Source organism: Fictibacillus solisalsi (genome assembly GCF_900103485.1).
Classification (GTDB): Bacteria; Bacillota; Bacilli; order Bacillales; family Fictibacillaceae; genus Fictibacillus_C; species Fictibacillus_C solisalsi.
Genome location: NZ_FNHW01000001.1, coordinates 2,315,131 through 2,340,115, shown reverse-complemented (window position 1 = coordinate 2,340,115; position 24,985 = coordinate 2,315,131). Strand labels below are relative to the sequence as shown.

Annotated in this window: 24 protein-coding genes and 1 riboswitch; of the genes, 17 read left to right on the top strand and 7 right to left on the bottom strand. The window is 46.3% G+C overall.

The window, feature by feature from the left end; translation table 11 throughout:
* Positions 1-123: 123 nt before the first annotated feature.
* The 9 genes from BLT53_RS11980 to nagE all read left to right on the top strand — a co-directional run bounded on the left by BLT53_RS11980 (position 124) and on the right by nagE (position 11,182).
* On the top strand, positions 124-2,166 hold the full coding sequence (locus BLT53_RS11980) for a glycoside hydrolase family 3 protein (RefSeq protein WP_090236851.1): 2,043 nt from the start codon (positions 124-126) through the stop codon (positions 2,164-2,166).
* A gap of 10 nt (positions 2,167-2,176) precedes the next feature.
* The gene (locus BLT53_RS11975; protein WP_090235138.1) at positions 2,177-3,439 is read left to right on the top strand and encodes an exo-beta-N-acetylmuramidase NamZ family protein; all 1,263 of its coding nucleotides are present in this window, start codon (positions 2,177-2,179) and stop codon (positions 3,437-3,439) included.
* Between the two features lie 108 nt (positions 3,440-3,547).
* A complete protein-coding gene (gene nagA / locus BLT53_RS11970) occupies positions 3,548-4,732 on the top strand; it encodes an N-acetylglucosamine-6-phosphate deacetylase (RefSeq protein WP_090235136.1) in 1,185 nt (394 codons plus the stop codon).
* Position 4,733: 1 nt separating this feature from the next.
* Positions 4,734-5,474: a glucosamine-6-phosphate deaminase gene (nagB, locus tag BLT53_RS11965; protein ID WP_090235135.1), complete on the top strand. Its 741-nt coding sequence runs from the start codon at positions 4,734-4,736 to the stop codon at positions 5,472-5,474.
* An 8-nt stretch (positions 5,475-5,482) separates the two neighbouring features.
* Positions 5,483-6,205 carry a GntR family transcriptional regulator gene (locus tag BLT53_RS11960; protein WP_090236849.1) on the top strand — a complete coding sequence of 241 codons (723 nt, stop codon included), beginning with the start codon at positions 5,483-5,485 and terminating at the stop codon, positions 6,203-6,205.
* 182 nt (positions 6,206-6,387) lie between these two features.
* Complete coding sequence (locus BLT53_RS11955; protein WP_090235134.1) at positions 6,388-7,755, top strand: PTS transporter subunit EIIC; 1,368 nt, start codon at positions 6,388-6,390, stop codon at positions 7,753-7,755.
* Positions 7,756-7,782: 27 nt separating this feature from the next.
* A complete protein-coding gene (locus BLT53_RS11950; protein WP_090235132.1) occupies positions 7,783-8,826 on the top strand; it encodes a DUF871 domain-containing protein in 1,044 nt (347 codons plus the stop codon).
* A gap of 11 nt (positions 8,827-8,837) precedes the next feature.
* A complete protein-coding gene (gene murQ / locus BLT53_RS11945) occupies positions 8,838-9,740 on the top strand; it encodes an N-acetylmuramic acid 6-phosphate etherase (RefSeq protein WP_090235131.1) in 903 nt (300 codons plus the stop codon).
* 35 nt (positions 9,741-9,775) lie between these two features.
* Entirely contained in the window at positions 9,776-11,182 is a 1,407-nt protein-coding gene (gene nagE / locus BLT53_RS11940; protein WP_090235129.1) for an N-acetylglucosamine-specific PTS transporter subunit IIBC, read from the top strand.
* Between the two features lie 143 nt (positions 11,183-11,325).
* Here the strand turns inward: nagE and BLT53_RS11935 are convergent, their stop codons facing one another.
* The 5 genes from BLT53_RS11935 to BLT53_RS11915 all read right to left on the bottom strand — a co-directional run bounded on the left by BLT53_RS11935 (position 11,326) and on the right by BLT53_RS11915 (position 16,835).
* Positions 11,326-11,490, bottom strand: coding sequence for a YjcZ family sporulation protein (locus BLT53_RS11935; protein WP_090235128.1), 165 nt, complete (start codon positions 11,488-11,490; stop codon positions 11,326-11,328).
* 120 nt (positions 11,491-11,610) lie between these two features.
* Positions 11,611-13,026, bottom strand: a complete 1,416-nt coding sequence (locus BLT53_RS11930; protein WP_090235127.1) for a sodium:solute symporter family protein — start codon at positions 13,024-13,026, stop codon at positions 11,611-11,613.
* 33 nt (positions 13,027-13,059) lie between these two features.
* Complete coding sequence (gene speB, locus BLT53_RS11925; RefSeq protein WP_090235125.1) at positions 13,060-14,028, bottom strand: agmatinase; 969 nt, start codon at positions 14,026-14,028, stop codon at positions 13,060-13,062.
* A 15-nt stretch (positions 14,029-14,043) separates the two neighbouring features.
* Positions 14,044-15,354: an aspartate aminotransferase family protein gene (locus BLT53_RS11920; protein ID WP_090236847.1), complete on the bottom strand. Its 1,311-nt coding sequence runs from the start codon at positions 15,352-15,354 to the stop codon at positions 14,044-14,046.
* A gap of 107 nt (positions 15,355-15,461) precedes the next feature.
* Entirely contained in the window at positions 15,462-16,835 is a 1,374-nt protein-coding gene (locus tag BLT53_RS11915; RefSeq protein WP_090235123.1) for a sigma-54 interaction domain-containing protein, read from the bottom strand.
* Positions 16,836-17,092: 257 nt separating this feature from the next.
* On the opposite strand from BLT53_RS11915, the gene BLT53_RS11910 reads away from it, so the two are divergent.
* Entirely contained in the window at positions 17,093-17,746 is a 654-nt protein-coding gene (locus tag BLT53_RS11910; protein ID WP_090235121.1) for a 3'-5' exonuclease, read from the top strand.
* A 219-nt stretch (positions 17,747-17,965) separates the two neighbouring features.
* Complete coding sequence (locus tag BLT53_RS11905) at positions 17,966-18,193, top strand: hypothetical protein (protein ID WP_090235120.1); 228 nt, start codon at positions 17,966-17,968, stop codon at positions 18,191-18,193.
* A gap of 78 nt (positions 18,194-18,271) precedes the next feature.
* Here BLT53_RS11905 and BLT53_RS25055 read toward each other — a convergent pair whose 3' ends face one another.
* Positions 18,272-18,427, bottom strand: a complete 156-nt coding sequence (locus BLT53_RS25055) for a hypothetical protein (protein WP_170834325.1) — start codon at positions 18,425-18,427, stop codon at positions 18,272-18,274.
* A 242-nt stretch (positions 18,428-18,669) separates the two neighbouring features.
* Here BLT53_RS25055 and BLT53_RS11900 point away from each other — a divergent pair, with 242 nt between their 5' ends.
* The 4 genes from BLT53_RS11900 to BLT53_RS11885 all read left to right on the top strand — a co-directional run bounded on the left by BLT53_RS11900 (position 18,670) and on the right by BLT53_RS11885 (position 22,144).
* Positions 18,670-20,559: an OPT family oligopeptide transporter gene (locus BLT53_RS11900; RefSeq protein WP_090235118.1), complete on the top strand. Its 1,890-nt coding sequence runs from the start codon at positions 18,670-18,672 to the stop codon at positions 20,557-20,559.
* A 110-nt stretch (positions 20,560-20,669) separates the two neighbouring features.
* On the top strand, positions 20,670-20,924 hold the full coding sequence (locus BLT53_RS11895) for a PqqD family protein (RefSeq protein ID WP_244520480.1): 255 nt from the start codon (positions 20,670-20,672) through the stop codon (positions 20,922-20,924).
* 90 nt (positions 20,925-21,014) lie between these two features.
* Positions 21,015-21,194 carry a hypothetical protein gene (locus BLT53_RS11890; protein WP_090235115.1) on the top strand — a complete coding sequence of 60 codons (180 nt, stop codon included), beginning with the start codon at positions 21,015-21,017 and terminating at the stop codon, positions 21,192-21,194.
* Between the two features lie 170 nt (positions 21,195-21,364).
* Positions 21,365-22,144 (top strand): GDSL-type esterase/lipase family protein, encoded by a 780-nt coding sequence (locus BLT53_RS11885; RefSeq protein WP_170834323.1) that lies wholly within the window; start codon positions 21,365-21,367, stop codon positions 22,142-22,144.
* Between the two features lie 61 nt (positions 22,145-22,205).
* On the opposite strand, the gene BLT53_RS11880 is transcribed toward BLT53_RS11885, so the two are convergent.
* The gene (locus BLT53_RS11880; RefSeq protein WP_090235111.1) at positions 22,206-22,400 is read right to left on the bottom strand and encodes a hypothetical protein; all 195 of its coding nucleotides are present in this window, start codon (positions 22,398-22,400) and stop codon (positions 22,206-22,208) included.
* 171 nt (positions 22,401-22,571) lie between these two features.
* A riboswitch (cyclic di-AMP (ydaO/yuaA leader) is annotated at positions 22,572-22,722 on the top strand.
* Positions 22,723-22,878: 156 nt separating this feature from the next.
* Between BLT53_RS11880 and BLT53_RS11875 the strand changes: the two genes are divergently transcribed.
* The gene (locus BLT53_RS11875; RefSeq protein ID WP_090235110.1) at positions 22,879-24,117 is read left to right on the top strand and encodes a dicarboxylate/amino acid:cation symporter; all 1,239 of its coding nucleotides are present in this window, start codon (positions 22,879-22,881) and stop codon (positions 24,115-24,117) included.
* A 159-nt stretch (positions 24,118-24,276) separates the two neighbouring features.
* The gene (locus BLT53_RS11870) at positions 24,277-24,978 is read left to right on the top strand and encodes a hypothetical protein (protein WP_090235109.1); all 702 of its coding nucleotides are present in this window, start codon (positions 24,277-24,279) and stop codon (positions 24,976-24,978) included.
* Positions 24,979-24,985 lie beyond the last annotated feature (7 nt).

Here is a 24,985-nt window from a genome sequence, read left to right as displayed (position 1 = left end):
GTTTTTGTTCTGTTCGAAAGGATACGACAAATTCCTCCAGAATGAGGTTAACGTTCCAATAAATTCTAAAGGAGGATTTTTGTGAAAAAGAAAAAAAGTCTAGTGCTTTATGCCTTGATCTGTATGCTCGCGGTTTCCGTGTTCTTCGGATCGGAAGCCCGTTCCGCTCAAGCGGCATCCAAGGGCACCAATGGGGTGAAATCGCTGATTATCAGTGGAAACATTCCACAGGCCCAGCCGCTCGTGCAAGATAACAAAATCCAGCTTCATGCACTTCACGTGTATAAAGAAGGATACTTCATGGAAACGAAAGCAAGAACCTGGTGGTCTTCAAACAAAAATGTAGCCACAGTCGACCGTAATGGTCTCGTTACGTTGAATGATCACAACGGCAAAACATTCATTTACACAACGGATGGCAAAATCACAGACCGGATTGCCATCAAAGTGAAGCATGGCCAATCGACCATTCAAAAGCAAAAAGGCAAGAAATATGATGTGATTCCTCAAGCCATCAACAAGATGACGATGGAAGAGAAAGTCGGCCAAATGCTGATGCCAGACTTCAGAACCTTCAATGGAAAAAATGTTACCGAGTTAACACCGGAAATTAAAGCACTTGTGAAAAAATATCATCTTGGCGGCGTGATTCTTTTCCGTGAGAATGTCGTGACAACCGATCAGACGACCAAGCTCGTGGCCGATTATCAGGCAGCCGCCCAAAAGCAAGGTCTGCTGATCTCTATTGATCAGGAAGGCGGGATCGTGACCCGTCTGCAAAGCGGAACCGATTTTCCTGGAAACATGGCACTTGGTGCAACACGCTCTGCCGATCTTTCTGAAAAAGTCGGGAAAGCGATCGGTGAGGAGTTGAGTGCACTCGGAATTAACTTTAACCTCGCTCCCTCTCTGGATGTAAACAACAACCCGGACAATCCGGTTATTGGTACCCGCTCTTTTGGTGAGGATCCTAAGCTCGTATCAGAACTCGGAATTGCGTACATTAAAGGTCTCCAATCCACAAACACTGCCGGTTCAGCCAAACATTTCCCGGGTCATGGGGATACCGCGGTAGATTCCCACCTCGGACTGCCTGAAGTCCCGTATGATCTGGATCGCTTGAAGGAAGTGGAGCTTTATCCGTTCCAGCAAGCAATGAATGCAGGAATCGACGCTGTTATGACAGCTCATGTTACGTTCCCGAAAATTGAGCCGGGAACAGCCATCTCAAAAAAAGACGGCAGTGTTATTGCCATTCCGGCGACTCTTTCCCATAAAGTACTGACCGAACTGATGAGAGATGACATGGGCTTTAAAGGAGTTATTACAACTGACGCTCTCAATATGCAGGCAATTGCCGATCACTTTGGAGCGGTGGATGCAGCCATCCGTGCGGTAAATGCGGGAACTGACATCGTCCTCATGCCGGTAGGTCTTGAAAGTGTGGCAAATGGACTTTACGACGCGGTTAACAAAGGAGAAATCACTCAGGAACGTTTGAATCAATCCGTTGAGCGTTTGTTGACCTTAAAAGTAAAGCGCTCCATCTTCAAGCAGGAACGTCTGCAGGATATTGACCAGCTGATTGAAAATGCAGAAAAGGTCGTTGGCTCTCCAGAACATAAAGCTCTTGAAAAAGAAGCGGCCAACAAATCCATCACACTTGTAAAAAATGACGGAAATGCACTTCCGCTTGCGAACGAAGACAACGGACAAGTGGTGGTTATCGGCAATACGTACGTGGAAGATCTGGCTTCCCAGGTCAAACGGGTGTATCCGAACAGCGTGATGATCAAATCAGCAGGCCCATCCCTGACATCGGCGCAGCTTCAGCTTGTGAAGAATGCTAAAGCAGTGATCGTGGGAACTTATACATCAACGGTATCGGCCCGATCTCCGGAAAGCGCACAAATGAAGCTGGTGAATCAAGTGATCAATGAAAGCACTGCGCCGGTCATTGGCATCGGAACTCGTAATCCGTACGACATTATGGCTTATCCGAATGTGGATGCGTACCTTGCACAATATAACTTCAAAACTGCCAGCTTTGCCGCGAGCGTGGATACCATTTTTGGGCTGAACCAGCCGGCTGGAAAGCTTCCGGTAACAATTTATGACAGCAACAAAGAGGTGCTCTACCCATTTGGACACGGATTATCTTATTAAGGGGTGAATGATGTTGAAAAAGTGGTTAAGTGCAGGGATACTGTTTGTCCTGGTCATTTCTTTGCTGTCGTCCGCGATGGCAAAGAATGACACACAGCAGAAAAATTCACCACAGAATTTTAAAACTGGGGTGGATGTGCTGCTGAACGGTAAAAATAATATTTTAAAAGGAAAGCGGGTTGGCCTCATCACAAATCCGACTGGTGTGGACGGCAAGCTGAACAGCATCGTGGATTCCATGTACAAAAGCAAAGATTTTGAACTGAAAGCATTGTATGGACCGGAGCATGGGGTGCGGGGAAGCGAACAGGCCGGCTCTTATGTCGAGTTTTACATTGATAAGAAGACGAATCTTCCGGTATACAGCCTTTACGGACCGACCAAAAAACCAACACCTGAAATGCTCAAGGACATTGATGTTCTCGTGTTTGATATTCAGGATGTGGGGACACGCTTCTATACGTACATTTATACGATGGCGTATGCAATGGAAGCAGCAAAGGAAAACAACATTGAATTTGTCGTGCTCGACCGTCCGAATCCGCTAGGTGGAGAAAAGGTAGAAGGGCCGATTCTTGAACCGAAATATGCTACATTCGTAGGACTTTACCCGATTCCTCTTCGCCACGGAATGACAGTAGGTGAGCTTGCAAAGCTGTTTAACAAAGAATTCAAGATTAACGCGGATTTAAAAGTGGTGAAAATGAAAGGATGGCACCGTTGGAAGACGTACCATGAAACACCGCTGCAATGGGTTCTGCCATCACCAAATATGCCGACCGTGGATACAGCGTTTGTTTATCCGGGAGCCGGTTTGATTGAAGGAACGAACGTATCAGAAGGAAGAGGAACGACTCGTCCGTTTGAAACCATCGGAGCACCGTTTATTGATGGCGATGATCTGGCAAAAGCACTGAATGATTTGAAGCTGCCGGGTGTTATTTTCCGCTCCAACTCATTTACGCCAACGTTCTCCAAGTTTGCCAATCAACTGTGTAACGGCGTTCAGATTCATGTGACCGATTATAATTCCTATAACTCCGTAGACACAGGACTGGCCATCGTTAAAACGATTCATGACATGTATCCGAAGGATTTTCAGTTCAGAGCTGAGAACAGCCAGGGCATTTCCTATTTTGATAATCTGATCGGCAATGGCTGGGTTCGCGAAGAAATTGAAAAAGGAACTCCGCTTGTGAAGATCAAAGCAAAGTGGAAAGTAGAGCTTGAACTGTTCAAAAAGGTTAGAAAGAACTATCTTCTCTACAAATGAGGAAATAAGTACCGTTTTTTGAGTAATTAAAATAGTTCGACTGGTATAGACAACTAGTTATAAGCGTGGTACCCTGTGCATAGAGATAATAAGGATGGTGAGTGGAGTATGAAACCATTATTGATTTATGGCGGAACCGTTTTTACAGAAAAAGGATCTATAAAAAATGGGTACCTCGTCATGGAAGACCAAGAGATCAAAGAGGTAGGAGAAGGAGTGGATGCCCTTCAATTGGAAGCGTATGAGGTTCTAAAGCTTTCGGAGAGCGACACGGTTGTGCCAGGTATGATTGACCTGCATATTCATGGTGCTGCAGGAGCCGATGTGATGGACGGGACGATGGACGCGCTGAAAACAATGGCGGAAATTCTGCCTGAGGAAGGAACGACGAGCTTTCTGGCGACAACCATGACACAGGCTGTACCTGAGATTGAAAGCGCTTTGCAGACGGTCAACACCTACATGGAGGGCAGCAATCCTCCCGGCGAAGCCGAGATTCTTGGACTTCATCTGGAAGGGCCGTTCATCTCGCCGAAGCGGGCGGGAGCACAGCCTCTTGACCATATCAGGAATCCGGATGTGAAGCAATTTCAGGAATGGCAGGAGCTTTCGGGCAACCATATTAAACTGGTTACTCTGGCACCGGAGGAACCAGGCGGCTACGAGCTTTCTTCTTATTTGAAGAAGACAGGAGTTGTGGCATCGATTGGCCACTCTGATGCTGTGTATGAAGAAGTCGTGAAAAGCATTGAGTCAGGCGTTACCCACGCAACCCATCTGTACAACGGCATGCGGGGGCTGCACCACAGGGAGCCGGGTGTGGCAGGAGGTGTAATGCTGCATGATGCGATTACTACAGAAATCATCGTCGACGGCATTCATTCCCGACCGGAAATGGTGAAATTTGCGTACCGGAATAAAGGCGCAGACCGAGTGGTGCTGATCACCGATGCGATGCGGGCAAAGTGTATGGGAAATGGCTCGTATACACTTGGCGGACAGGACGTGACGGTCAACGGAAACCAAGCAACCCTTGCGGATGGCACGCTCGCAGGCAGTATTTTAAAAATGAAAGACGCGGTACGGAACATGCAGGATTTCACAAACTGTTCCACTGAAGAGGTGATTCAGATGACTGCGGTCAACCAGGCGAAGGAGCTTGGGGTGTATGACCGGAAAGGCAGTCTGTCAGCTGGAAAAGATGCGGATGTAGTTGTGCTGAATGAGGAAAAAGATGTTATCTTCACTTTCTGCCGTGGAAAACTCTCATATCACCGGAAGGAGGAGAAGTAACATGAACATTATCGAGGTAGCCAACTACGAGGAAATGAGCAGAGCATCTGCCGATTTCATTTTGAAAAAGATTAAAGGATCGGAGAAAGTGACACTGGGCTTGGCGACGGGCGGTACACCGCTCGGCACCTACCAGGAGCTGGTGAAGGATCACAAGGAAAACGAAACGAGTTACGACCATGTTCATACGTATAACCTGGATGAGTATGTAGGACTGACGCCGGATGATCAGGAAAGCTATCACGCCTATATGTGTGAGCATCTGTTTCACCCGGTGAATCTGCCGCTTGAGCAGACAAACATTCCAAACGGAGCGGCACCGGAGCTGCTTCAGGAATGCCTGCGTTATGACATGCTCATTGAAAGTATAGGAGGCGTTGACCTGCAGCTGCTGGGGATTGGAGAGAACGGTCATATCGGGTTTAATGAGCCGGGTACCCTGTTTTCCACCTCTACGCATGTGGTCGATTTAACTCCTTCAACGCTGGAAGCGAATGCAAAATATTTTAAGGATCCGTCCAAACAGCCGACACAGGCCATTACGATGGGAATTGCCACGATTCTAAAGAGCAAGGAAATTCTGCTGCTCGCATCCGGAGAACGGAAGCAGGAGGCGCTGTTTCATCTTTTGCGGGGAGAAGTAACTGAATCGGTGCCGGCATCTGCGCTGAACATGCATGATCGTGTGACAATTATTGCAGATTCGCAAGCGTTGAAACTGGTAAACTCGTTAGGGAAGTGATGAAGAACATGATTGATAAATATTCGCCTCTGCCGATCTACTATCAAATCGAGGAAGCCATCAAGGGACGAATTGAAAAAGGGGAACTGCAGGAAGGGGAAATGATCCCGTCCGAGCGGGAATATGCCGAAACCTATGGCATCAGCCGGATGACCGTCAGGCAGGCCATTACCAATCTTGTCAATGACGGCTATTTGACCCGCCGAAAGGGGAAAGGCACGTTTGTTGCCAACCAGAAAATAGAACAAAAGCTCGGCCTGACGAGTTTTACAGAAGACATGAAGGCAAGGGGGCTTAAGCCTTCGACCAAGCTGATCGATTTTCAGATCAGTCAGGCCCAGGGAAAGATTGCAGCAGGATTGGGCATTCATCCGGGAGATGAGATTTATGAAATCCAAAGAGTGAGGCTGGCCGATAACATTCCGATGGCGCTCGAGACGACGTATCTCGCCGCCGATCTGGTCAAAGGGCTGAACCAAAGAATCGTACAAGGATCGCTTTATCAGTTTGTGGAAGAAGAACTGGGGTTGAACATCGATTATGCCACACAGGAGCTCGAAGCCTCGGTCGCACGGGAAACCGAGAGCGAAGTGCTCCGAATTGCAAAAGGAACTCCGGTTCTGCTCATCCGCCGGTACACCTACCTGAAGGACGGACGGCCACTGGAGCTCGTTCAATCCATTTACAGGGGTGACCGTTACAAATTCATCATCGATATGCAGCGGGGATAGCGCAGTTGTGAGATCTAGCTTCAGCGTCCAAGTCCTCGAAGAACGAAATTAACTTCCATTTCGTCATTGGTCGCTTCACTCTTACTCCTCAACACAAAATCAGTGTTGCTGTGTAAGAGTTCCAGCGCTTGTCGGGCTTAAACGGGACGCTTACGCTTTTCTTAATAAGGGGGATAAGTCAAATGAAGAAAGAACAACGAATGGCACAGGAAATTACGGAAAAGCTGGGTGGCGCCGACAATATACACAGCTTAACGTACTGTATGACACGCCTTCGCGTGATGCCAAAGGATGAATCCAAGGTCGATCTGGCTGGAATCAAGAACATTGAAGGTGTTATGGGCGTTGTGGGGGATGAAACCCTTCAGATCATCGTTGGACCCGGAACGGTCAACCGGGTGGCCGATGAGATGACCCGCACCACGGGGCTTACCGCTTCTGCTCTTGATGAGGACGGTGAGGACGATCTTGCCAAAACGACGAAAGATGCCATTAACAGAAAGAATGCTACACCGTTTAAGCTGTTTCTTCGCAAAATTGCCAGCATTTTTATTCCGCTTATTCCGGCCATCGTGGGCTCCGGTCTGATCGCAGGTATTTCAAACGTTCTTCTGCGCAGCGGTGTTCCAAAAGACCTTGCCATCATGCAGATGATCGATATGATCGGTTGGGGTCTCTTTGGATATCTGGCCATCTTTGTGGGAATAAACACGGCCAAGGAATTTGGGGGCACACCTGCTCTCGGTGGTGTCGCCGGTATTATGCTGATCAACCCGGCGCTTGCCAACATTACACTGTTTGGTGAAAAGCTCGTTCCAGGACGAGGCGGTCTGATCGGTGTTATGCTTGCTGCCTTTTTTATCGCTTGGAGTGAAAAACGGATCCGCCGTTTCGTACCAGCTGCAATTGATATCATTGTAACTCCTACTCTTGCTTTGCTGGCTACTGGAATCGCGACCATATTCGTTCTTCAGCCGGTTGGAGGATTCATCTCTGACCTGATTACGAAAGGTCTCTTGAACATCCTTGATATGGGTGGCATTTTTGCCGGAATCGTATTGGCCGGAACGTTCCTGCCGCTTGTTGTTACAGGGCTTCACCAAGGCTTGACGCCGGTTCATATGGAGCTTTTGAATAGCATCAAATCAGATCCGCTGCTTCCAATCCTTGCAATGGGTGGAGCAGGGCAGGTTGGCGCGGCGTTCGCGATTTACTTTAAAACAAAAAACGCCAAGCTGAAGCGTGTCATCAAAGGCGGATTGCCGGTTGGTATTCTTGGTATCGGTGAACCGCTGATCTTCGGGGTAACTCTTCCACTCGGGCGTCCGTTTTTAACCGCTTGTCTTGGCGCAGCGGTTGGGGGAGCGTTCCAGGCGTTCTTTAAAGTTGGTACGATTGCCATCGGTGTTTCTGGACTGCCACTGGCGTTCCTGATTAAAGAAACGAACCAGATTGTTCTATACATTGCCGGACTTTTATTGGCTTACATTTTCGGATTCCTTTTCACATGGCTCTTTGGCTTTAAAGAGTCCATGGCGAAGGATATTTAAAACTATTGTATTTAAGGAGTGGCAGACATGCTAGGCATCTCAGTGTATCTGGGCAGTGACCCGGAAAAGTACTCCCAGTGGATCGAAAAAGCCGGCTCCTATGGTTTCTCTAAAATCTTCACCTCGCTTCATATTCCAGAAGAAGATGCCTCTCTTTTACGGGAGAGGCTCATTCTTTTGGGAAAAGCGGCCGGAAAAGCCGGCATGGAAATCATGGCGGATGCTGGTCCGCATTCATTACAGAACCTTGCTATCAGCATGAACAGGGTGGATGAGTTAAGAGATTGGAACATCACCGGACTCCGCGCCGATTATGGATTTTCTGATGAAGAGATCGTGGCTTTGTCGCAAACCTTAAAGGTTGGATTAAATGCGAGCACGATTGATGCAGACATGGTGAGCGCATGGAAAGCTAGAGGGTTAAAGAGTGAGAATGTGGAAGCCTGGCATAACTTCTACCCCCGGCAAAACACTGGTATTGCGTCGTCTTTTTTAATGGAAAAAAACCGCTTTTTAAAGAAACGGGGATTAACGACAGTAGCCTTTGTGCCAGGGGACAAAACATTGAGGGGACCTGTCTATGAAGGGCTCCCAACTCTTGAAAAACATCGGACAGAAGATCCGTTTGTGGCCGCTGTGGAATTGAACCGCTTTTTTACGGATCACATTGTCATCGGTGATGTGGAAGCGACTGATTCGGTACTTAAGCGGTTGTCGGACTGGCAGGGTGGCGTGATTACACTCAGAACAAGCGGGTTGGATGAAGAGCATATGGCGAAGGTGCATACCAATCGCCAGGATGTGGCACGGGATGTGATTCGATCAGTGGAGTCAAGGTCCTATGCTGAAGCAAACGGACTCAAAGTGTCACCGCAGATTCCGCCAAAACCGCGGCCGGCAGGAAGCATCACCATCGACAATGAACGGTATGGGCGATACGCCGGTGAGCTGCAAATCACGAAGCGGGATTTACCAGCTGATGAACGAGTGAACGTGCTCGGCCGTGTGAGAGAAGAGGAGCTGAAGCTGCTTGCCCACATCGGCCCCGGACAAAAATTTTTAGTGCAGTGAAAGGAAATTCCATGAAAATCAATCATTTAACAACGGAAAAACGTAATCAAAATACACTGGACATTGATGAAGTCACAAGTCTAGAAGTGGTAAGAAAAATCAATACGGAAGACAAAAAGGTTCCGGAAGCGATTGAAAAAGTATTGCCGGAAATTGCTTCGGTTGTGGAGCAGGTTGTGGCTGCCTTCCGTAAAGAAGGGCGTCTCATCTATACAGGAGCGGGAACGAGCGGGCGTCTCGGCATTTTGGACGCATCCGAATGTCCGCCAACGTACGGTACACCTTCAGAAATGGTCATTGGCATCATTGCTGGCGGGGACCAGGCGATTCATACCGCGGTGGAAGGGGCAGAGGATGATATAGAAGCCGGCAAAAATGATCTCTTAAACCTTCAGCTTACCAAGAATGATGTGGTGGTTGCCATTGCAGCGAGCGGAAGAACACCATATGCGATTGGTGCACTGAAGTGCGCCAATGAGGTGGGGGCAGTGAGCGTTGCTCTGGTTTGCTCGCAAGATTCTGAGATGAGCAAGGTAGCGCAGCACACAATTGCCGCTGTTGTTGGCCCTGAAGTGGTGACGGGATCCACCCGGATGAAAGCAGGAACCGCGCAAAAGCTCGTCCTGAATATGATCAGCACGGCATCGATGATCGGAATAGGAAAAGTGTACAGCAACCTTATGGTAGATGTTCAGCCTTCCAACAAAAAGCTCATTCAGAGGGCTAAAAACATTGTCATGGAAGCGACCGGCTGTACGCACCAAGAGGCGGAGCAGGCTCTCTCCGATCATGATGGCTACGCCAAGGCCGCCATTTTGCAGGTGCTCACGGGGTGTTCTCCACAGGAGGCAAAGGATCTTCTGAAAAAACATAAAGGAATGCTGAAACAGGCATTGCAGGAAAAGAAACGCTAAAACCTATTATTCTTGAAAATTAGGGGGGACCTGTTATGTTAGGGTTTTTACAACGAATTGGCCGGGCGCTCATGCTGCCGATTGCCGTATTGCCGGCTGCCGGTCTATTGCTTCGGTTAGGTTCAGAGGATATTTGGAACATCCCGTTTATGGCCGCCGCAGGAAACGCAGTGTTTGCCAACTTGGCGATCATCTTTGCCATCGGGGTGGCAATCGGATTTTCAAAGGATGGAAACGGAGCTGCCGCCCTGGCAGGAGCTATTGGTTACTTTGTTTTGACAAGCGGGACACAAGCCATTGATAAAGATATTAACATGGGTGTGCTCGGCGGGATTCTCTCGGGTATCGTCGCCGGACTCCTTTATAACAGGTTTCATAATGTAAAGCTGCCAGATTATCTCGGCTTTTTTGCCGGCAGGCGGTTTGTCCCGATTGTCACAGCGGCAAGCATGATTATTCTTGCCGGAATCTTTGGATATGTATGGCCTCCGATCCAGGATGGCATCAATGCGGTCGGCCAATGGGTCGTTGACGCAGGTGCATTTGGTGCTGCCGTATTCGGATTCCTTAACCGTTTGCTTATTCCGCTGGGGCTGCATCATATTCTCAATAACTTCCTTTGGTTCATCTTCGGTGACTTTAAAGGGGCACATGGCGACTTAAGCCGTTTCTTTGCCGGGGACCCTTCTGCAGGATTTTATATGTCCGGATTCTTCCCTGTTATGATGTTCGGATTGCCGGCAGCGTGTTTGGCGATGATCATGGCGGCGAAAAAGGAAAAGCGAAAAGCCGTTGCCGGGATGCTCGGCGGATTGGCGTTTACCTCTTTCTTAACAGGAATTACTGAACCGATTGAGTTCTCGTTCATGTTTCTTTCACCGCTGTTATACGGGATTCATGCCTTATTAACAGCCATCTCCATGGCCGTTGCGGTTATGTTTGATATTCACCAGGGTTTCACGTTCTCGGCAGGGGCGCTGGATTTCTTCCTGAACCTGAAAATTGCCCAGCGGCCATGGCTTCTTGTTCCGATTGGGCTCGTCTATGCGGTAATCTATTATGTGGTCTTCTACGTGATGATTATGAAGCTCAATATTAAAACCCCTGGACGTGAAGATGAGAATGAAAACATTGTGGAAGACGCGAGTGCAGGAGCATCTGACAGTGAAGAAGGCACTGACAAATATGATGGCATTGCTGCCCGTTATATTGCGGCACTCGGCGGAACAGATAATATTGACGTGCTCGACAACTGCGTAACACGGCTTCGTATGAAGCTGAACGATGTTGGAAAAGTCAATGAGCCGGATTTGAAAAAGGCAGGCGCTAAGGCTGTGCTCAAATTGAGTTCGACTGATGTCCAGGTTGTGGTCGGTACAGACGTCGAAGCGGTTGCTGAGGCGATGAGAAAGATTGTTTCTAAGGAAAAACGAGTTTCATAAGGGGAGAATCAGAGTCTTCGGCGGTGCCGGAGGCTTTTTGTGTGGTTTGAAGGAGGGGGAATTCTGCGATTACCGATAATTGACCCTAACCAAACGAAAAAAACCGGCCTTCTCCAAGAGAAGACCGGTTTTTTCATTACTGATTAGTACCAGCCTTTGCCGCCGTAGCCGCCATAGCCGCCGTAACCGTAGCCGTAGCCACCGCATCCGCCATATCCGCCGTAACAAGCGCATCCGATAATAATCAACAGGATGAATAGGACGACAATTAAACTAAAGTTGTTAAAAATTCCGTGACCACCTGACATATTGTTCACTCCCGGATTATTGTATTTAAGAGGCTTTCCCTCTTCCTCCATACATCATATGAATTCAGGCGGGCTATGAAACCGGGGCATATGCGGAATTTTGGTGGCCATGCCCTGATATCAGCCTTGCTTTGTATCACCGAGCGGGGTTACAAGCGATTCTTTGTTGCGGTAGTTTGTGGTCAGTGAAATGCCGACCAACACTACTAAACCAGTTGCAATCCCGTACATGATTGGGTTGGTTGATGCAATGCCTTCAATAAGCAATCCGCCAATTACAACGATTGTGCTGGCGAGAATAGAGTAAAAACCGGCATTTGGTGTGGCTTTTTTCCAAAAGAACATCAGCAGCACCGGAACGAAGATGGCGCCGGAAAGGATAGCATAAGCCACATCGAGGGCAACAAGCACATCCTGAATCCAGACTGCAAAGCTGATGGCAAGCAGACCAGCACATAGAGTAGTGACTCGGGAAATGACAAGAAACTTTTTATCACTGATATCCTTCATAAAATACTGACGGAGAATATCGTTGGTGATCAGGGTGGAAGAGGCCAAAAGCGTTCCTGACGCGGTGGACATAAGCGCAGAAATGACGCTCGCGAGCACCAGGCCAAGAATTCCGGCTGGCAGGATGTTCAATGCGAGTGTGGCAAACGTATTTTGTGTATCGCCGATATTTGGCAAAATCACAAACGCACACATTCCGATGATGCTGCCGGCAAGCGCGTAGGCGATGGAATAAAGGCCGGCATATAGAGAACCTTTTCTGGCAATGGACGGTGATTTGGCGGTGAATACACGCTGCCAGATATCCTGAGAAACAACCATTCCCAGGGTGTATAGGAGAAAGTATTGAAAAATTTGTGCATAACCGATGGATGTTAAGCTGAGATGAGACTCAGGCAATTTCGAGAGCAGACTTCCGATTCCATCTGCTTTGGCGATGCTCATTGGGAGCATGATCGCAAAAATACCGACAGTCATGACGACGAATTGAATAATGTCTGTAACCGTAACGCTCCACATTCCGCCGAGGATAGTATAGAAAAGAACAATTCCGCCGCCTACAAACATGGAGATGGTCAAATTCCAGCCGAGCAGCACATTGATGATGGTGCCCATTCCGATGACCTGAGTTACGGCGACCATGAGTGTATAAATCGAAGCAACAACGGCGGTGATCAGTCTGGCTTCGGATTTGTATTTTTTGCCGAGCAATTCACTGATCGTTGTTACCTTGTACTTGGCGATTTTTTTGATGAAAAAGGTTCCCAAAACAATGATTCCAAGCCCGATCATCGAGACGAACCAAATGCCGGAAAGACCAAATTCATACCCAAGTTTGGCTGTGCCGATGGTTGAAGCTCCGCCCAAAATAACGGCAGACAGACAACCAAGATACATGAAAAGCCCAAGATTTCGTCCGGCAAGGGCAAAATCCTCTGTCGTTTTTGCCTTCGTGGAACCGATAATGCCTACCCCAATCAGAACTGCGAAATAAAGAAAAATGATTACCGTGTCCAACGTACCCATATCAAAACCCTCCTTTTATTCATTTATGAATAATTAAAGCTGTGTTTGTACAATGGTCGAATGCGTTCTTGCTTTCTTTAAAGCGACCAGGGTAATCATCTCAAACATGACCGAGCTTGCCAGCATGGCGGTAATCTCACCGCTGTCATAGCTGGGCAGTACTTCCACAAGATCAAAGCCAACAAGATTGAGCCCGTCCAGGTTTCTCACCAGCTCCAATGCTTCATGACTTGTTGGTCCTGCTGCTTCAGGTGTACCGGTTCCAGGTGCGTACGCAGGATCCACAAAATCGATATCAAAGGAAACGAACACCGGCTTGTTCCCTGCGCGCTCATGAATTTTACGAACGACCGCCTCGTAGCCAAGCTGGCGTACATCCCTCATCGTCAGCACCTCAAACCCGAGGTCGCGGGCATCTTGGATGTCCTCTTTGCCGTAAAGCGGACCCCGCATACCGATTTGGATGGAATGCGCCGTATCGATTAATCCTTCTTCCACAGCCCGGCGGAACGGAGTACCATGTGTATACTTTTCACCGAAATAGTGGTCCCACGTATCGCTGTGGGAATCAAAATGAACGAGGGAAACCGGTCCGTATTCCTTGGTGAATGCCCTCAGATTCCCAAGTGAAATGGAATGATCTCCGCCCATAATGACAGGGGTGATGCCGGATGACAGAAGAGGCTGTAAAACCTCCTCCATATTACTGTAGGTGCGATGAATATTGCCGGGCACAACATCTACGTCTCCATAATCAACCCCGCTGCAGTAATCAAAAATGTTGATGTCCTGATCCGGGTTATAGGGACGAAGCAGGGATGAGAAGTTCCGTATATGCTGCGGACCGAGCCGCTGGCCTGTACGATTGGAGGCACCGGTATCAAATGGCACCCCAAGTACGGCGAAATCCACGTTTTCAGTGGTTTGGATGTGCTCCAGTCTCATGAAGGTTTTCACACCGCAAAAGCGGGGGGAAGCGGAGGAATCTTTTGGTTTATACATCTTATTTGCTCCTTTCTATACATTTTGAAGTTTGCGGAGTGGTTGAATTTCTGCTTCATACTCGGCGATGGAAGCTTCAAGCAAGGATAGCCCTTCATCGATTTGTTCTTTGTTTACGGTAAGCGGAGGGATCATACGGATCACTTCACCTTCGTTCCCACACAGATAAAACAGCACTCCTTTTTCAAGGCTCTTGTTCAGAATGTTAATGACGCCTTCTCCGTTAGGAACACCCGTTACCGGATCCACAATTTCAATACCGATCATAAGTCCGATCGAACGGATGCTGCCTACAGAGGCATACCGCTTCTTCATCTCCAGCAACCGGTTCGTGGCATAACTACCCATCGCTTTTGCGTTTTCCACGAGCTTTTCTTCCTTTAGTACTTCAAGGGTGGCGAGGCCTGCTGCACAGGCGATTGGGTTGCCGCCAAACGTGGTGCCGTGGCTGCCGAGCGGCCACTGTTTCATCAGCTCTTTGGATGCAACCGTTGCACTCAGCGGAAGGCCTGAGGCAATCCCTTTGGCGATTGCCATAATATCAGGAGTTACGCCGAAGGTTTGCGCAGCAAACCATTCCCCGGTGCGACCAAAGCCGGTCTGCACTTCGTCAAAGATAAGCAGGATGCCATGTTCACTGCAAATTTCACGCATTTTCTTCAGCCACTCGGCTGGAGGAACAATATAACCGCCCTCTCCAAGCACCGGTTCAACAATCATGCACGCTACTTCTTCAGGCGTCACCTGGTGTTTAAACAGCGAGTTCAGATCTTTATCAAGCTTCCTTGCGGCATATTCACCAGGATCAGTGCCTTCAGGGCAGCCTTCAACCGACGCATAAGGAACCTGATAGGTCAGGCCATTCGGCTGCAAAAACTTTCTGTACTTCGCTTTGGAAGTAGTAACACTCAGCGCACCGAGACTTCGGCCGTGAAAACAGCCGGTAAAAGAAACCACATAGGGCCGGCGGGTCACATGCTTGGCCAGTTTGATCGCTCCTTCAATCGCTTCTGTTCCGCTGTTGGCGAAAAAGAAGCAATCGAGCCCTTGCGGCAAAACGGTCGTGAGCTCCTTGGCGAGCTTCAAAATCGATTCATACATAATGACACCGGACGGGCCATGCATGAGCTCGTCGGCCCCCTTTTTAATAGCTTCCACCACTTTGGGATGGCGGTGGCCCGTGTTAGCAGTGGCAATGCCAGATGTGAAATCCAAATACGTTTTTCCGTCCAATCCATAGTAATAACAGCCTTCTTCCTTTACGACGGGAAGGTTGGGATGGTCCTTTGCCATCGTTGGGGCCAGCAGATCGGACAATTCATTCATCAATTCATTGAGTTTGTTTGGCACAAAACGTACCTCCTTTTGTGATAGGTCTAAAGAGGAAACTTGCAGTCTTGTACATTTATCTTGCAAGTTTTGTGCCAACTTCCTCATGAAATCTCATATTTCTGCATTTTTCGAACCACTGATGGCTGGCTGATACCGAGCGCATGGGCCATTTTGGTTGTCGTTTTGTATTGATCTCTGGCGTCCTGAATCATTTGTTTTTCCACATTCTCTAAAACTTCTTTTAACGGCTTTAATAGAGGAGCAGAGGAAACGGGGGAAGGATAGGATACTTTGAGATAGTCTGGGAGATGTTCCGTTGTGATAAGAGAGGCGGGGGAGATGACCACGAGCCGTTCCATCAGGTTAAGGAGCTCTCGCACGTTGCCTTTCCAGTCATATTGAAGCAGGTGATGAATGACTGCTTCATCCAGCCGTTTTTCCCGTTTGTATTTCTCCTGAAGCCTTTCCAGAATGTAGTGAATCAAGGGAATAATGTCTTCTGTTCTTTGTCGCAATGGTGGAATGGTCAGAGGCACCACATTCAGCCGAAAATACAAATCCTCCCGGAAAGCCTTTTCTGCAATGGCTTTTTCCAGGTCTTTATTGGTTGCAGAAATCAGCCGGAAGTCAACAGAAATCGGCTTTGTTCCTCCGACTCTGTAAAACTTCTTTTCCTGAATGCACTTCAAAACCTTTACCTGGTGGGCCAGGGGGAGTTCGCCGATCTCATCAAGAAAAAGAGTGCCGCCATCCGCCAATTCAACAAGACCGAGCTTCCCTTTGCGGCTAGCACCTGTAAACGCTCCGGCCTCGTAGCCGAAAAACTCTGCTTCAAACAGAGATTCCGGAATCGCCCCGCAATTAACTTCGATGAAAGGCCCTTTGTTTCTTGCGCTTTTGTTATGTATAAATCGTGCAATCAGTGATTTCCCGACTCCCGATTCACCGAGAAGAAGAACATTCACATCTACGTCCGCTACCTGCAGAGAAGTGGTCAGAACATTCTTCATCCCGGCACTGTTGGCGATAATTCCGCTGTCATAAAGCTGGAGGCTTCGCAGGAGGTCGAGTTCACTTTTGACCCGCTCCATTTCTCCTTCCATCGTTTGCAGGAATTTGCGAAGCTCCAACAGCTCTGTCACATCATGCGAATAACTTACGACCCGAAAGATTTGGCCGTTCTCGTTCAAAACAGGGATTCCGGTCACAAGCAGCTTTTTTCCTTTATTAGTCGTTTGAACAAACGTAATTTTTTTCTTTTCCTTTAATACCATCGGTGTTGCGATTGGTGTAAACAATCCTTCTGCCGCAAGCTGATAGACCGATTTGCCGAGCAGGCTTTCAGAAGTAACCCCGTAAATTTTACCGGTGGCTTCACTGACCTTCAATATGGTCCCATCCACATTGGTAACCAAAATATCATCCTGAAGGGAATGAAGGATAGCCTCGTTTTCATTCCATGACGATAAACTCATGATTAATCACCTTCTATTATTCATTTTCGAATAGTTATTTATTTCTGAATAGTATAAACGAAGGAATTCAGCCTGCCAACCACTGATTTTCTTCGGTGTATAGGCAATAATCTTCTTTTTACACATACAATAAAAAATACAAATCAAAGAAACGGTAGAATGAATGACGATATCATTCCAATACATTCAAAAATTTACTAAAATTAAAGATAAAGGACAGGCAGAGCAGGCAAGAAGAATGAGATGGAGTGAAGAAGATGGATTATATTGTGTATGATCTGGAAATGACAAACAGGCTGTCGGAAATCATTGAGATTGGGGCGGTGCGTCTGGGATGGATAAATAGTGAATTGGTGGTATTAGATACCTTTCAGTCTTTTGTTCAGCCCAAGATGGATAGTTTAAATACGCGAATTACCAACTTGACCGGGATTACTAAAAAGGATTTGATCAATGCGCAGCCGTTTACCCTGGTCATCAAAGACTTTAGGGATTGGATCGGAAAAAAGGAGTATTATTTGTGTTCATGGGGCCCGGAAGACAAATGGGCACTGATTACAGATTCTACTTATCATAAAACTCCCATTGACTGGATCATCAATCACAATGACCTTCAGTTTTTGTTCAGCCTTCTTCATGAAAGCGATAAAGGCTTCCGGTACGGGCTATCACGGGCGCTGAACAAGCTGCAAATTTCACTGGAGGGGTCCCAGCACAGAGCACTGGATGACGCGATGAATACTGCAAAAATCTTTCTGGCCATTCATAAGGAAATAAAGCTTGAAAAAAATCCCCGCTCCTACCTGGAATCCAAAATTTTTGAACCCGAAAAGCTGGTCTATCAATCAAAAGATGAAGAAGAGGACAAAACATCCTCTCCGTTTGCCTCTTTGTCCAAATTATTTGGATAACTTTCGGGAGTTGCGGGCACTATATTTATAAAACTTTGTCTTTCCAAATATTCTTCTGATATAGGAAAATACGTTGATCAAACCGACAGAAACCGACAGAAGGAATAGGGATAAAGTTGCGTAAAACCAGAAAAAGTAAGATATGTCGGCATTTGACGAAATGTTTTTATAGGAAAATGACCTCATATCTCTGATAATAAAGTGGAGGGGGTGTTCAAGTTGGAATCCACGTATTTTATTACGAACAAGAATAACCAGCTTCTGGAATTAATTAACACCATTGATTATATGGCCACTGAAGCAACGGTAGAGGAATTGGATTGCATTGTTAGGCTAAAGGAAGAACTGATCGCTAAGGATGGTATACATGTGTCACCGGAGCAGTATAACAGTATCATCTCAATCCTGTTGAAATTCGTCCCAACATACATAAAAGAAGTATCATGACCTGCAGGGTGCTTGCAGGTTTTGTTTTTTGAACTTAATAAAAAGAAGGGACAGCTCATCTGCTGCCCCTTTTTTTTGCTATTCTTTATTTTTTTGCTTCTGGTCTTTTTCTTTCTGGGATTCGGTATCGAATGATTCTCGCTGTTCGATTGCTCCCTGTTCAAAAACGTCCTCAACGTTCTTTTTGGTCTTTTCATTGCCTTTTTGATTTTGATTCTTTTGTTCATCTGTCATGGTTTATCCCTCCTACTATACACATATCTAACGTTCCCTCTCTGGCTGTTTATAAACATGGTTTATGATCATCACTGAATGATAGCTTCAATTTTTTCAAAAAGTGGATAAGTTTTCATTAGAATAGGGAAGCTTAAAATAGTTGACTGAAAAAAGAAGGAACATTTGGAAAACTCGGTTTTTGTCGAATTATGGTATAATGGTCTTTGTTCAAAATTTCTGATGATTAGGCGGTGTTAATGATGGACAACAAACAAGAAAAGTCCTCATCCTTTGTTCCCTATATTCCGTCATCACGATCATTGCCGGAGTTAACTGCGGTTGCTATCATTTTTGGTGTCATTCTGGCGATTGTTTTTGGTGCGGCAAATGCATATTTGGGACTTAAAGTTGGTTTGACGGTTTCCGCTTCCATTCCTGCGGCGGTCATTTCCATGGGGGTATTGAGAGGGATCTTCCGAAGGGATTCGATCCTTGAAAACAATATCGTACAGACGATGACAACAGCGGGGGAAGCGATTGGAGCAGGAGCTGTATTTACGCTTCCGGCCTTCTTCCTTCTGGATATTAATTTATCACAGACGGTTATTATATTTATTGTACTTACAGGTGGACTGCTCGGCGTCTTTATGATGGTTCCATTGCGTCAGATGCTGATTGTCAAAGAGCATGGTGTATTGCCTTATCCAGAAGGAACCGCGTGTGCCGAAGTTCTAAAGTCCGGTGAAAAGGGCGGAGCCAATGCCAAGACAGTGGCCATCGGATTCTTGTTCGGCGGTCTTGTAAAAGTTTTGGGAGACGGCTTCATGCTCTTTAAAACAGAAATCGAAACACAAGTGGGCAAACTTAAGAATACTGTGGTTGGTATGGATATATTCCCTGCCCTGCTTGGTGTGGGCTATATTATTGGGCCGCGAATTGCCGGACAGATGCTTGCTGGCGGCTTGTTGGCGTGGATTGTATTAATTCCTGCCATCGCATTTTTTGGTGCGGACAGCACAACAGCTATTTTCCCTGCAGAAGATCCGATCGGCAAGCTGGATGCCTGGGGAATCTGGGATAGCTATATTAAGTATATTGGTGCAGGTGCCGTGGCAGTAGCCGGATTGATTACGCTGCTAAAAACGATGCCAACATTGATTTCAACGGCTGCCAAGACCATGAAAGGGTTGTCTGATGGTTCGGTTAGCGGAGGAATTGAGCGTACGGATAAAGATATGCCGTTTCGCTATGTTATTTTAGGTGTGGTTGTCCTCGTTATTATAATTGGTGCAGCACCTGTGACAAACGTTGGGTTCATTGGTGCGATTGCCATTGCAATCTTCGGCTTCCTGTTTGTTGCTGTAGCTTCCAGAATCGTGGGTATTGTCGGAAGTTCATCCTCTCCGGTTTCCGGCATGACGATCGCTACCTTGTTGATTGTAACCCTCGTATATAAAGTAACCGGAATGACCGGCCTTGATGGCATGAAAGCAGCATTAACAGTGGCAGCCATCGTTTGTACAGCACTTGCCGTTGCCGGTGATATTTCACAGGATTTAAAAACAGGTCACCTTGTTGGAGGTACTCCTTGGAAGCAGCAGGTTGCCATGATGATCGGAGTTATTGCTTCAGGTCTTGTCATCGGTATTATTCTGATTGTCTTAGATAAATCCTATGGTATGGGTTCGCAGCAGCTTCCTGCACCTAAAGCCGCTATTATGAAAGTGCTTGTTCAAGGGATCTTTGGCGGTGATCTGCCATGGAGCCTGATATTTATTGGTGCAGCCATTGCGATTGTTATTGAATTTCTTGGGTTGAATTCGCTCGTTGTGGCCGTTGGCTTATATCTGCCGGTTCATATTTCTGCACCAGTTATGTTTGGCGGCGCGGTTCGCTGGCTGGTGGATGTAACGGCGAAGACAAAAGAAGAGCGCCAGGCACGTGCCGATAGGGGCGTATTGTTTGCTTCTGGTCTCATTGCAGGGGAGTCCTTGCTTGGTGTGCTCATCGCCGTGCTTATCTTCTTTAACGTGAGCATTCCGGAAACCCCGCTCACAAATAACCGGTTGATTCCATTCCTGATCTTCCTGTTTGTCTGCTGGCTGCTTTATTGGTTCTCCACCCGGACGAAAGCGGACAAGTTAAAATAATGAGTCTTTTTGGATCGAAAAAAAGAAGTAGCCAAAACCTTTTAACAATGATGCCTCATTTCAAACAAGGTATTCATACGGAAAAACGCAAGGACGGGTTTGTTTACTTGATGATTCCAAGAACGAACCCGATTGAAAAGCTGTCCATCCGGTTTCTAAAACAGCCCTCCTTTTTTCCGGTCAAACTCGACGAGCTTGGTGCCTTTGTTGCAGAACAAATCGATGGCGTGAAAACCATTGATGAGATCAGCTCGAATCTTTCGGCTGAATTTGGAGAAAAGGCCTCGCCGGTTGTTCCAAGGCTGGCCAAATTTATAGAAATGCTTGAGGTTAACGATTGGATCACCTGGGGAAGAGAGAATTGATTTCTCTCTTCTCTTTTTTTTTGAGTTTCACTCCCACATAACTGCTTTCTTTGATTCATATACATGTGAAAAAAGAAAGGGAGAGTGGTTATGGGGGCGCTGGTCATTGTACTCCTGCCCGTGGCTTTGGTCCTGGTGGGTACAGCTGGTCTGATTGGTTCATTTGTGCGGAGAGATACGGGTAATTATGATTTAGAAAACCTGTGGGAAGACCGTCATTACAAAGCCGAAGACTACCTTTTAATCGATGAAGAAGACTCCTTGAAATAGGGGTTTTTTCTTTTTATGTGTCCAATGTGCTAACTTCTTCTATTTGCGTTATAATAGTAAAACTTGATAATATCCCGGTATTGCTGTTTTAATGGATAAGCAAAAGGGAACTCAGAGAGACAACAAAGCAATTTTGACATCTAGGGTCATGCAGAAAGAGGAGGATTTTTTTGGGAAACCGAAAAAAGGTCATATACCTACTTGGTGCTGTTGTCTTAGTGACAGCATTGTTTTTTATATTTTATTTCGTAAAAGAGTATAGCGGTGACCAGGGGAGCGAACATCGGAAATCTCCTCAGGTTCAAGGGAAGGAACCCCGGCCGAAACAGATCCGGATTGTGGCTTTGGGGGATTCACTGACATACGGTCGGGGAGATCCGAAACGAAAAGGCTACATCGGTCTGGTGAGACAGGGAATGCAGAGAGAACTTAAGCGTCCTGTCGTACTCAATAATTACGGGATCAGCGGGCAAAGGTCGGATCAGCTGTATAAACAGCTCAGCAACGGGATGGTATCACGTTCCGTCCATCAGGCCAATTATATTTTTTTATTTATTGGGACAAATGATTACAGAAAAACAGCTGGCTGGAACTTCAGGAACATCAATCAGCAGGAGATGGCCATCGGCCAAAAAATGCTGTACAGCAACCTTGGAAAGATTACTAAGAAACTGCGGCAGCAAAACAAAAGGGCACATATTTATATTTTAGGGCTGTATAACCCTTATACCGAAAATTTTTATGATGCAGTTTCTGCGCAAGTGATTAAGAAATGGAATATATCCATTCAGGAAATCAGCGAAAAAACCCCTAATTCCACTTATATTTCTACGTATGAGTTATTTAATGGGATTCCAAAGCGGGAATATTTCTCGGATGCCATCCATCCAAATCCCCGGGGATACTATCTGATTGCCCAACGGGTAATTGGAGAACTGAAGATCAGATGATTATAAGAAAACCGGGCAGCAGAAGCTGTCCGGTTTTTCTTTTTGCATTTCTTATATGGATTTAGCGTTTAATATCATTTTCAAGTTTACCGTTCATATCGATCATGAAACCGATCTCCCGGCCAAGCAGCTGGCTAAGTTCTTTTGCTTTCTTTTCACTCTCGTTTTTAATTTGCTCTATCGTCAATTCACCTTTTAAGCGTGAAGATCCAACGATAATGCTGAGTTCTCCTTTTTCAAAAAAAACAATTCTCATTTCTTATTTGCCTCCTATTTAGGAATTTCTGTCTATTCTTTATATATTTCGCCCTAAGGCAAAAAGCTGGTGGGGTTATGTATTGAATTAATTTACATTGGTAAATTTTAATGTTTTTCGAGGAAACTTGACACAATTTTCGGAACACTGTTACGATAACAGTAACTGAATAAAGTACAATCGCTGAGTTTCTTGACATAGAAACCGGGGGAACCAATCAACGGCTATTTTTAGCCTGGGGGTGAATCTAATGTAATTTAGAGGGCATAAATCTCGTTGCCTAATCCGACAGCTTACCTCGGAAGCGTTTTGGAGAGTGATACGTTGTGCAAATTAGGCCACAAGTCTGCTCACGAGAAGTCTCGCTCTTTTCGTGGGTTTTTATTTGGAATAAATTTCTTGAAACAGGGTAATTTTATACCAGTCTTTCAGATTTACAGATTTTATAGATTTATATTATAGGTATGGAGGAGATGAGATGAACTTATCAGTAAAAATTATCATTGGTCTTGTGTTGGGGGTTATCGTGGGGTTAATTTTAAACCTTGCTTTTCCAACAGCTTTTGATGAAATTAACTCCTATGTACTTACACCGGTCGGCCAGATTTTTTTAAAGCTGATCAAAATGCTGGTCGTACCGATTGTTTTCTTTTCCATTGTTCTTGGAACAGCAGGACTTGGAGATCCAAAGAAGTTGGGCAGAATTGGTGTGAAAACGATTGTCTATTTCCTTGGGACCACAACATTTGCGATTGTTATCGCCTTGTTGCTGTCTCTTGCCATAAAACCGGGAGCAGGCGGAGGATTTGATACTTCAGGCCTGGAATTTAAGGCAGAAAAGGCCCCGCCTGTTTCCGAAACACTGATGGGTATTATCCCGGAGAACCCCGTGGCTGCCATGACGGATGCAAACATGCTTCAGATCATTGCGTTTGCTGTATTCGTGGGTTTTGCAATAACGATGCTTGGGAGCAAGACAAAGGGGATCTTTACCCTCTTTGAAGAGGCTAATGTGATTATGATGTACCTGGTGAATGTGGTCATGAAAGTGGCTCCGTACGGCGCGTTTGCCCTGATCGCATCGGCGATCGGAAACTACGGACTGAATGCGCTGAAAGCGATGGGGCTTTATATGATTGTCGTTGTATTGGCATTATTCCTGCATTCTATTGTTACGTACGGAGGAACTGTTGCTCTCGTTGCCAGAAAGAGTCCGATCTGGTTCTTTAAAGGCTTTGCCCCGGCGATGGCCCTTGGCTTTAGTACATCCAGTTCGAATGCGACACTTCCAATTTCCATGAAGACCGCTCAGGAAAATTTGGATGTTCCGGAGCCAATAAGCGGTTTTGTACAGCCTCTCGGAGCCACCATCAATATGGATGGAACAGCCATCATGCAGGGAGTTGCCACCATTTTCATTGCGCAGGTGTTCAATCACAGCCTGACGTTAGGTGAAATGCTCACTGTTATTTTGACCGCTGTTCTTGCTTCAGTCGGTACAGCTGGTGTTCCGGGAGTAGGGTTGATCATGCTGGCCATGGTACTTCAATCGGTTGGCCTTCCGGTAGAAGGGATCGCGCTTATTCTTGGTGTTGACCGGTTGCTTGATATGCTTCGTACTTCTGTAAACATCACAGGCGATGCCGCATGTGCGGTAATGGTGGCAAAAACTGAGGAAAAACACATGAATCGGTCATCCGTTAGTGCAAGTGTATAATTTTACTTCTGAAAATATAGGATGGTGTCTAAGCCTTTTATGGTTTGTGCATCATCTTTTTTCTTGTTAATTTTCCGTGATATCGTAAAATATTGCCTTTTCCACCAAAAAAGGTGGTATCATGAAAAATAGAAATGCTTCTGTCAGGAGGAAGTTGGCATGGATCAATTTTGGCAATTAATTGTTTTAGTTAGTAAACTGCTATGGGCAAAAGCTGCGGCTGGATCTTTTGCATTGAGCGTGCTGGCAGAAGCTGTGTTCCAAAACTTTTGGGTGCAATTTGCCAGTGCAATCGTAGTGGTAATGGTCCTGGTGAAACTCATTGAGTTTAGTATTCGATACTATTATTATCATAATTTTGTGCACAGAAAGTTAAAAAACAGCCTGGGCGCACCTGCTGACCTTGATCTGTTTTTTCAAACGACGATGAAACGAGATATTTCCCGAGGTCTGCTTCCCAATTTGCGCTTTATGCGGAGCCTTTTTTTACAAATGAGAAGAACCGAATTGAGATTGTTCCACACCTATCTGAGGACGAATATCAGGACGCTGAAGGGTGGCAAACCGATCGGTTATGCTGTCGGGATTTTAATTGGCCTGTTTACCAGTTTTGCAATGGACATCCTGAAGATCAATAACCTTGCTTTTTCCCAGGAAAGCACAGTGAAAACCGTGTTGCTTGTGGTCGTTTGGTTTATTATTGTTCATCTGTGGATGAACAAGCGCATCCGCTCTTTTACACAGTTGGATGGCATTGTCCTCGCCTGTTTGAATGAAAAGCTAACGGATCCTTTTGACCCTGAAGAAGAAACCGATGATGACCTGTTATTTGAAGAGAGAATGATGAAAGAGCACTCCTGACGGGGTG

Coding starts and splice junctions, on each gene's coding strand:
- BLT53_RS11910 (WP_090235121.1), top strand. CDS start 17,093: ATGGATTATATTGTGTATGATCTGGAAATGACAAACAGGCTGTCGGAA.
- BLT53_RS11900 (WP_090235118.1), top strand. CDS start 18,670: ATGGACAACAAACAAGAAAAGTCCTCATCCTTTGTTCCCTATATTCCG.
- BLT53_RS11895 (WP_244520480.1), top strand. CDS start 20,670: ATGATTCCAAGAACGAACCCGATTGAAAAGCTGTCCATCCGGTTTCTA.
- nagB (WP_090235135.1), top strand. CDS start 4,734: ATGAACATTATCGAGGTAGCCAACTACGAGGAAATGAGCAGAGCATCT.
- murQ (WP_090235131.1), top strand. CDS start 8,838: ATGAAAATCAATCATTTAACAACGGAAAAACGTAATCAAAATACACTG.
- BLT53_RS25055 (WP_170834325.1), bottom strand. CDS start 18,427: ATGACAGATGAACAAAAGAATCAAAATCAAAAAGGCAATGAAAAGACC.
- BLT53_RS11890 (WP_090235115.1), top strand. CDS start 21,015: ATGGGGGCGCTGGTCATTGTACTCCTGCCCGTGGCTTTGGTCCTGGTG.
- BLT53_RS11915 (WP_090235123.1), bottom strand. CDS start 16,835: ATGAGTTTATCGTCATGGAATGAAAACGAGGCTATCCTTCATTCCCTT.
- BLT53_RS11980 (WP_090236851.1), top strand. CDS start 124: ATGCTCGCGGTTTCCGTGTTCTTCGGATCGGAAGCCCGTTCCGCTCAA.
- BLT53_RS11935 (WP_090235128.1), bottom strand. CDS start 11,490: ATGTCAGGTGGTCACGGAATTTTTAACAACTTTAGTTTAATTGTCGTC.
- BLT53_RS11950 (WP_090235132.1), top strand. CDS start 7,783: ATGCTAGGCATCTCAGTGTATCTGGGCAGTGACCCGGAAAAGTACTCC.
- BLT53_RS11975 (WP_090235138.1), top strand. CDS start 2,177: ATGTTGAAAAAGTGGTTAAGTGCAGGGATACTGTTTGTCCTGGTCATT.
- BLT53_RS11870 (WP_090235109.1), top strand. CDS start 24,277: ATGGATCAATTTTGGCAATTAATTGTTTTAGTTAGTAAACTGCTATGG.
- BLT53_RS11920 (WP_090236847.1), bottom strand. CDS start 15,354: ATGAATGAATTGTCCGATCTGCTGGCCCCAACGATGGCAAAGGACCAT.
- nagA (WP_090235136.1), top strand. CDS start 3,548: ATGAAACCATTATTGATTTATGGCGGAACCGTTTTTACAGAAAAAGGA.
- BLT53_RS11930 (WP_090235127.1), bottom strand. CDS start 13,026: ATGGGTACGTTGGACACGGTAATCATTTTTCTTTATTTCGCAGTTCTG.
- BLT53_RS11960 (WP_090236849.1), top strand. CDS start 5,483: ATGATTGATAAATATTCGCCTCTGCCGATCTACTATCAAATCGAGGAA.
- BLT53_RS11880 (WP_090235111.1), bottom strand. CDS start 22,400: ATGAGAATTGTTTTTTTTGAAAAAGGAGAACTCAGCATTATCGTTGGA.
- speB (WP_090235125.1), bottom strand. CDS start 14,028: ATGTATAAACCAAAAGATTCCTCCGCTTCCCCCCGCTTTTGCGGTGTG.
- BLT53_RS11955 (WP_090235134.1), top strand. CDS start 6,388: ATGAAGAAAGAACAACGAATGGCACAGGAAATTACGGAAAAGCTGGGT.
- BLT53_RS11875 (WP_090235110.1), top strand. CDS start 22,879: ATGAACTTATCAGTAAAAATTATCATTGGTCTTGTGTTGGGGGTTATC.
- nagE (WP_090235129.1), top strand. CDS start 9,776: ATGTTAGGGTTTTTACAACGAATTGGCCGGGCGCTCATGCTGCCGATT.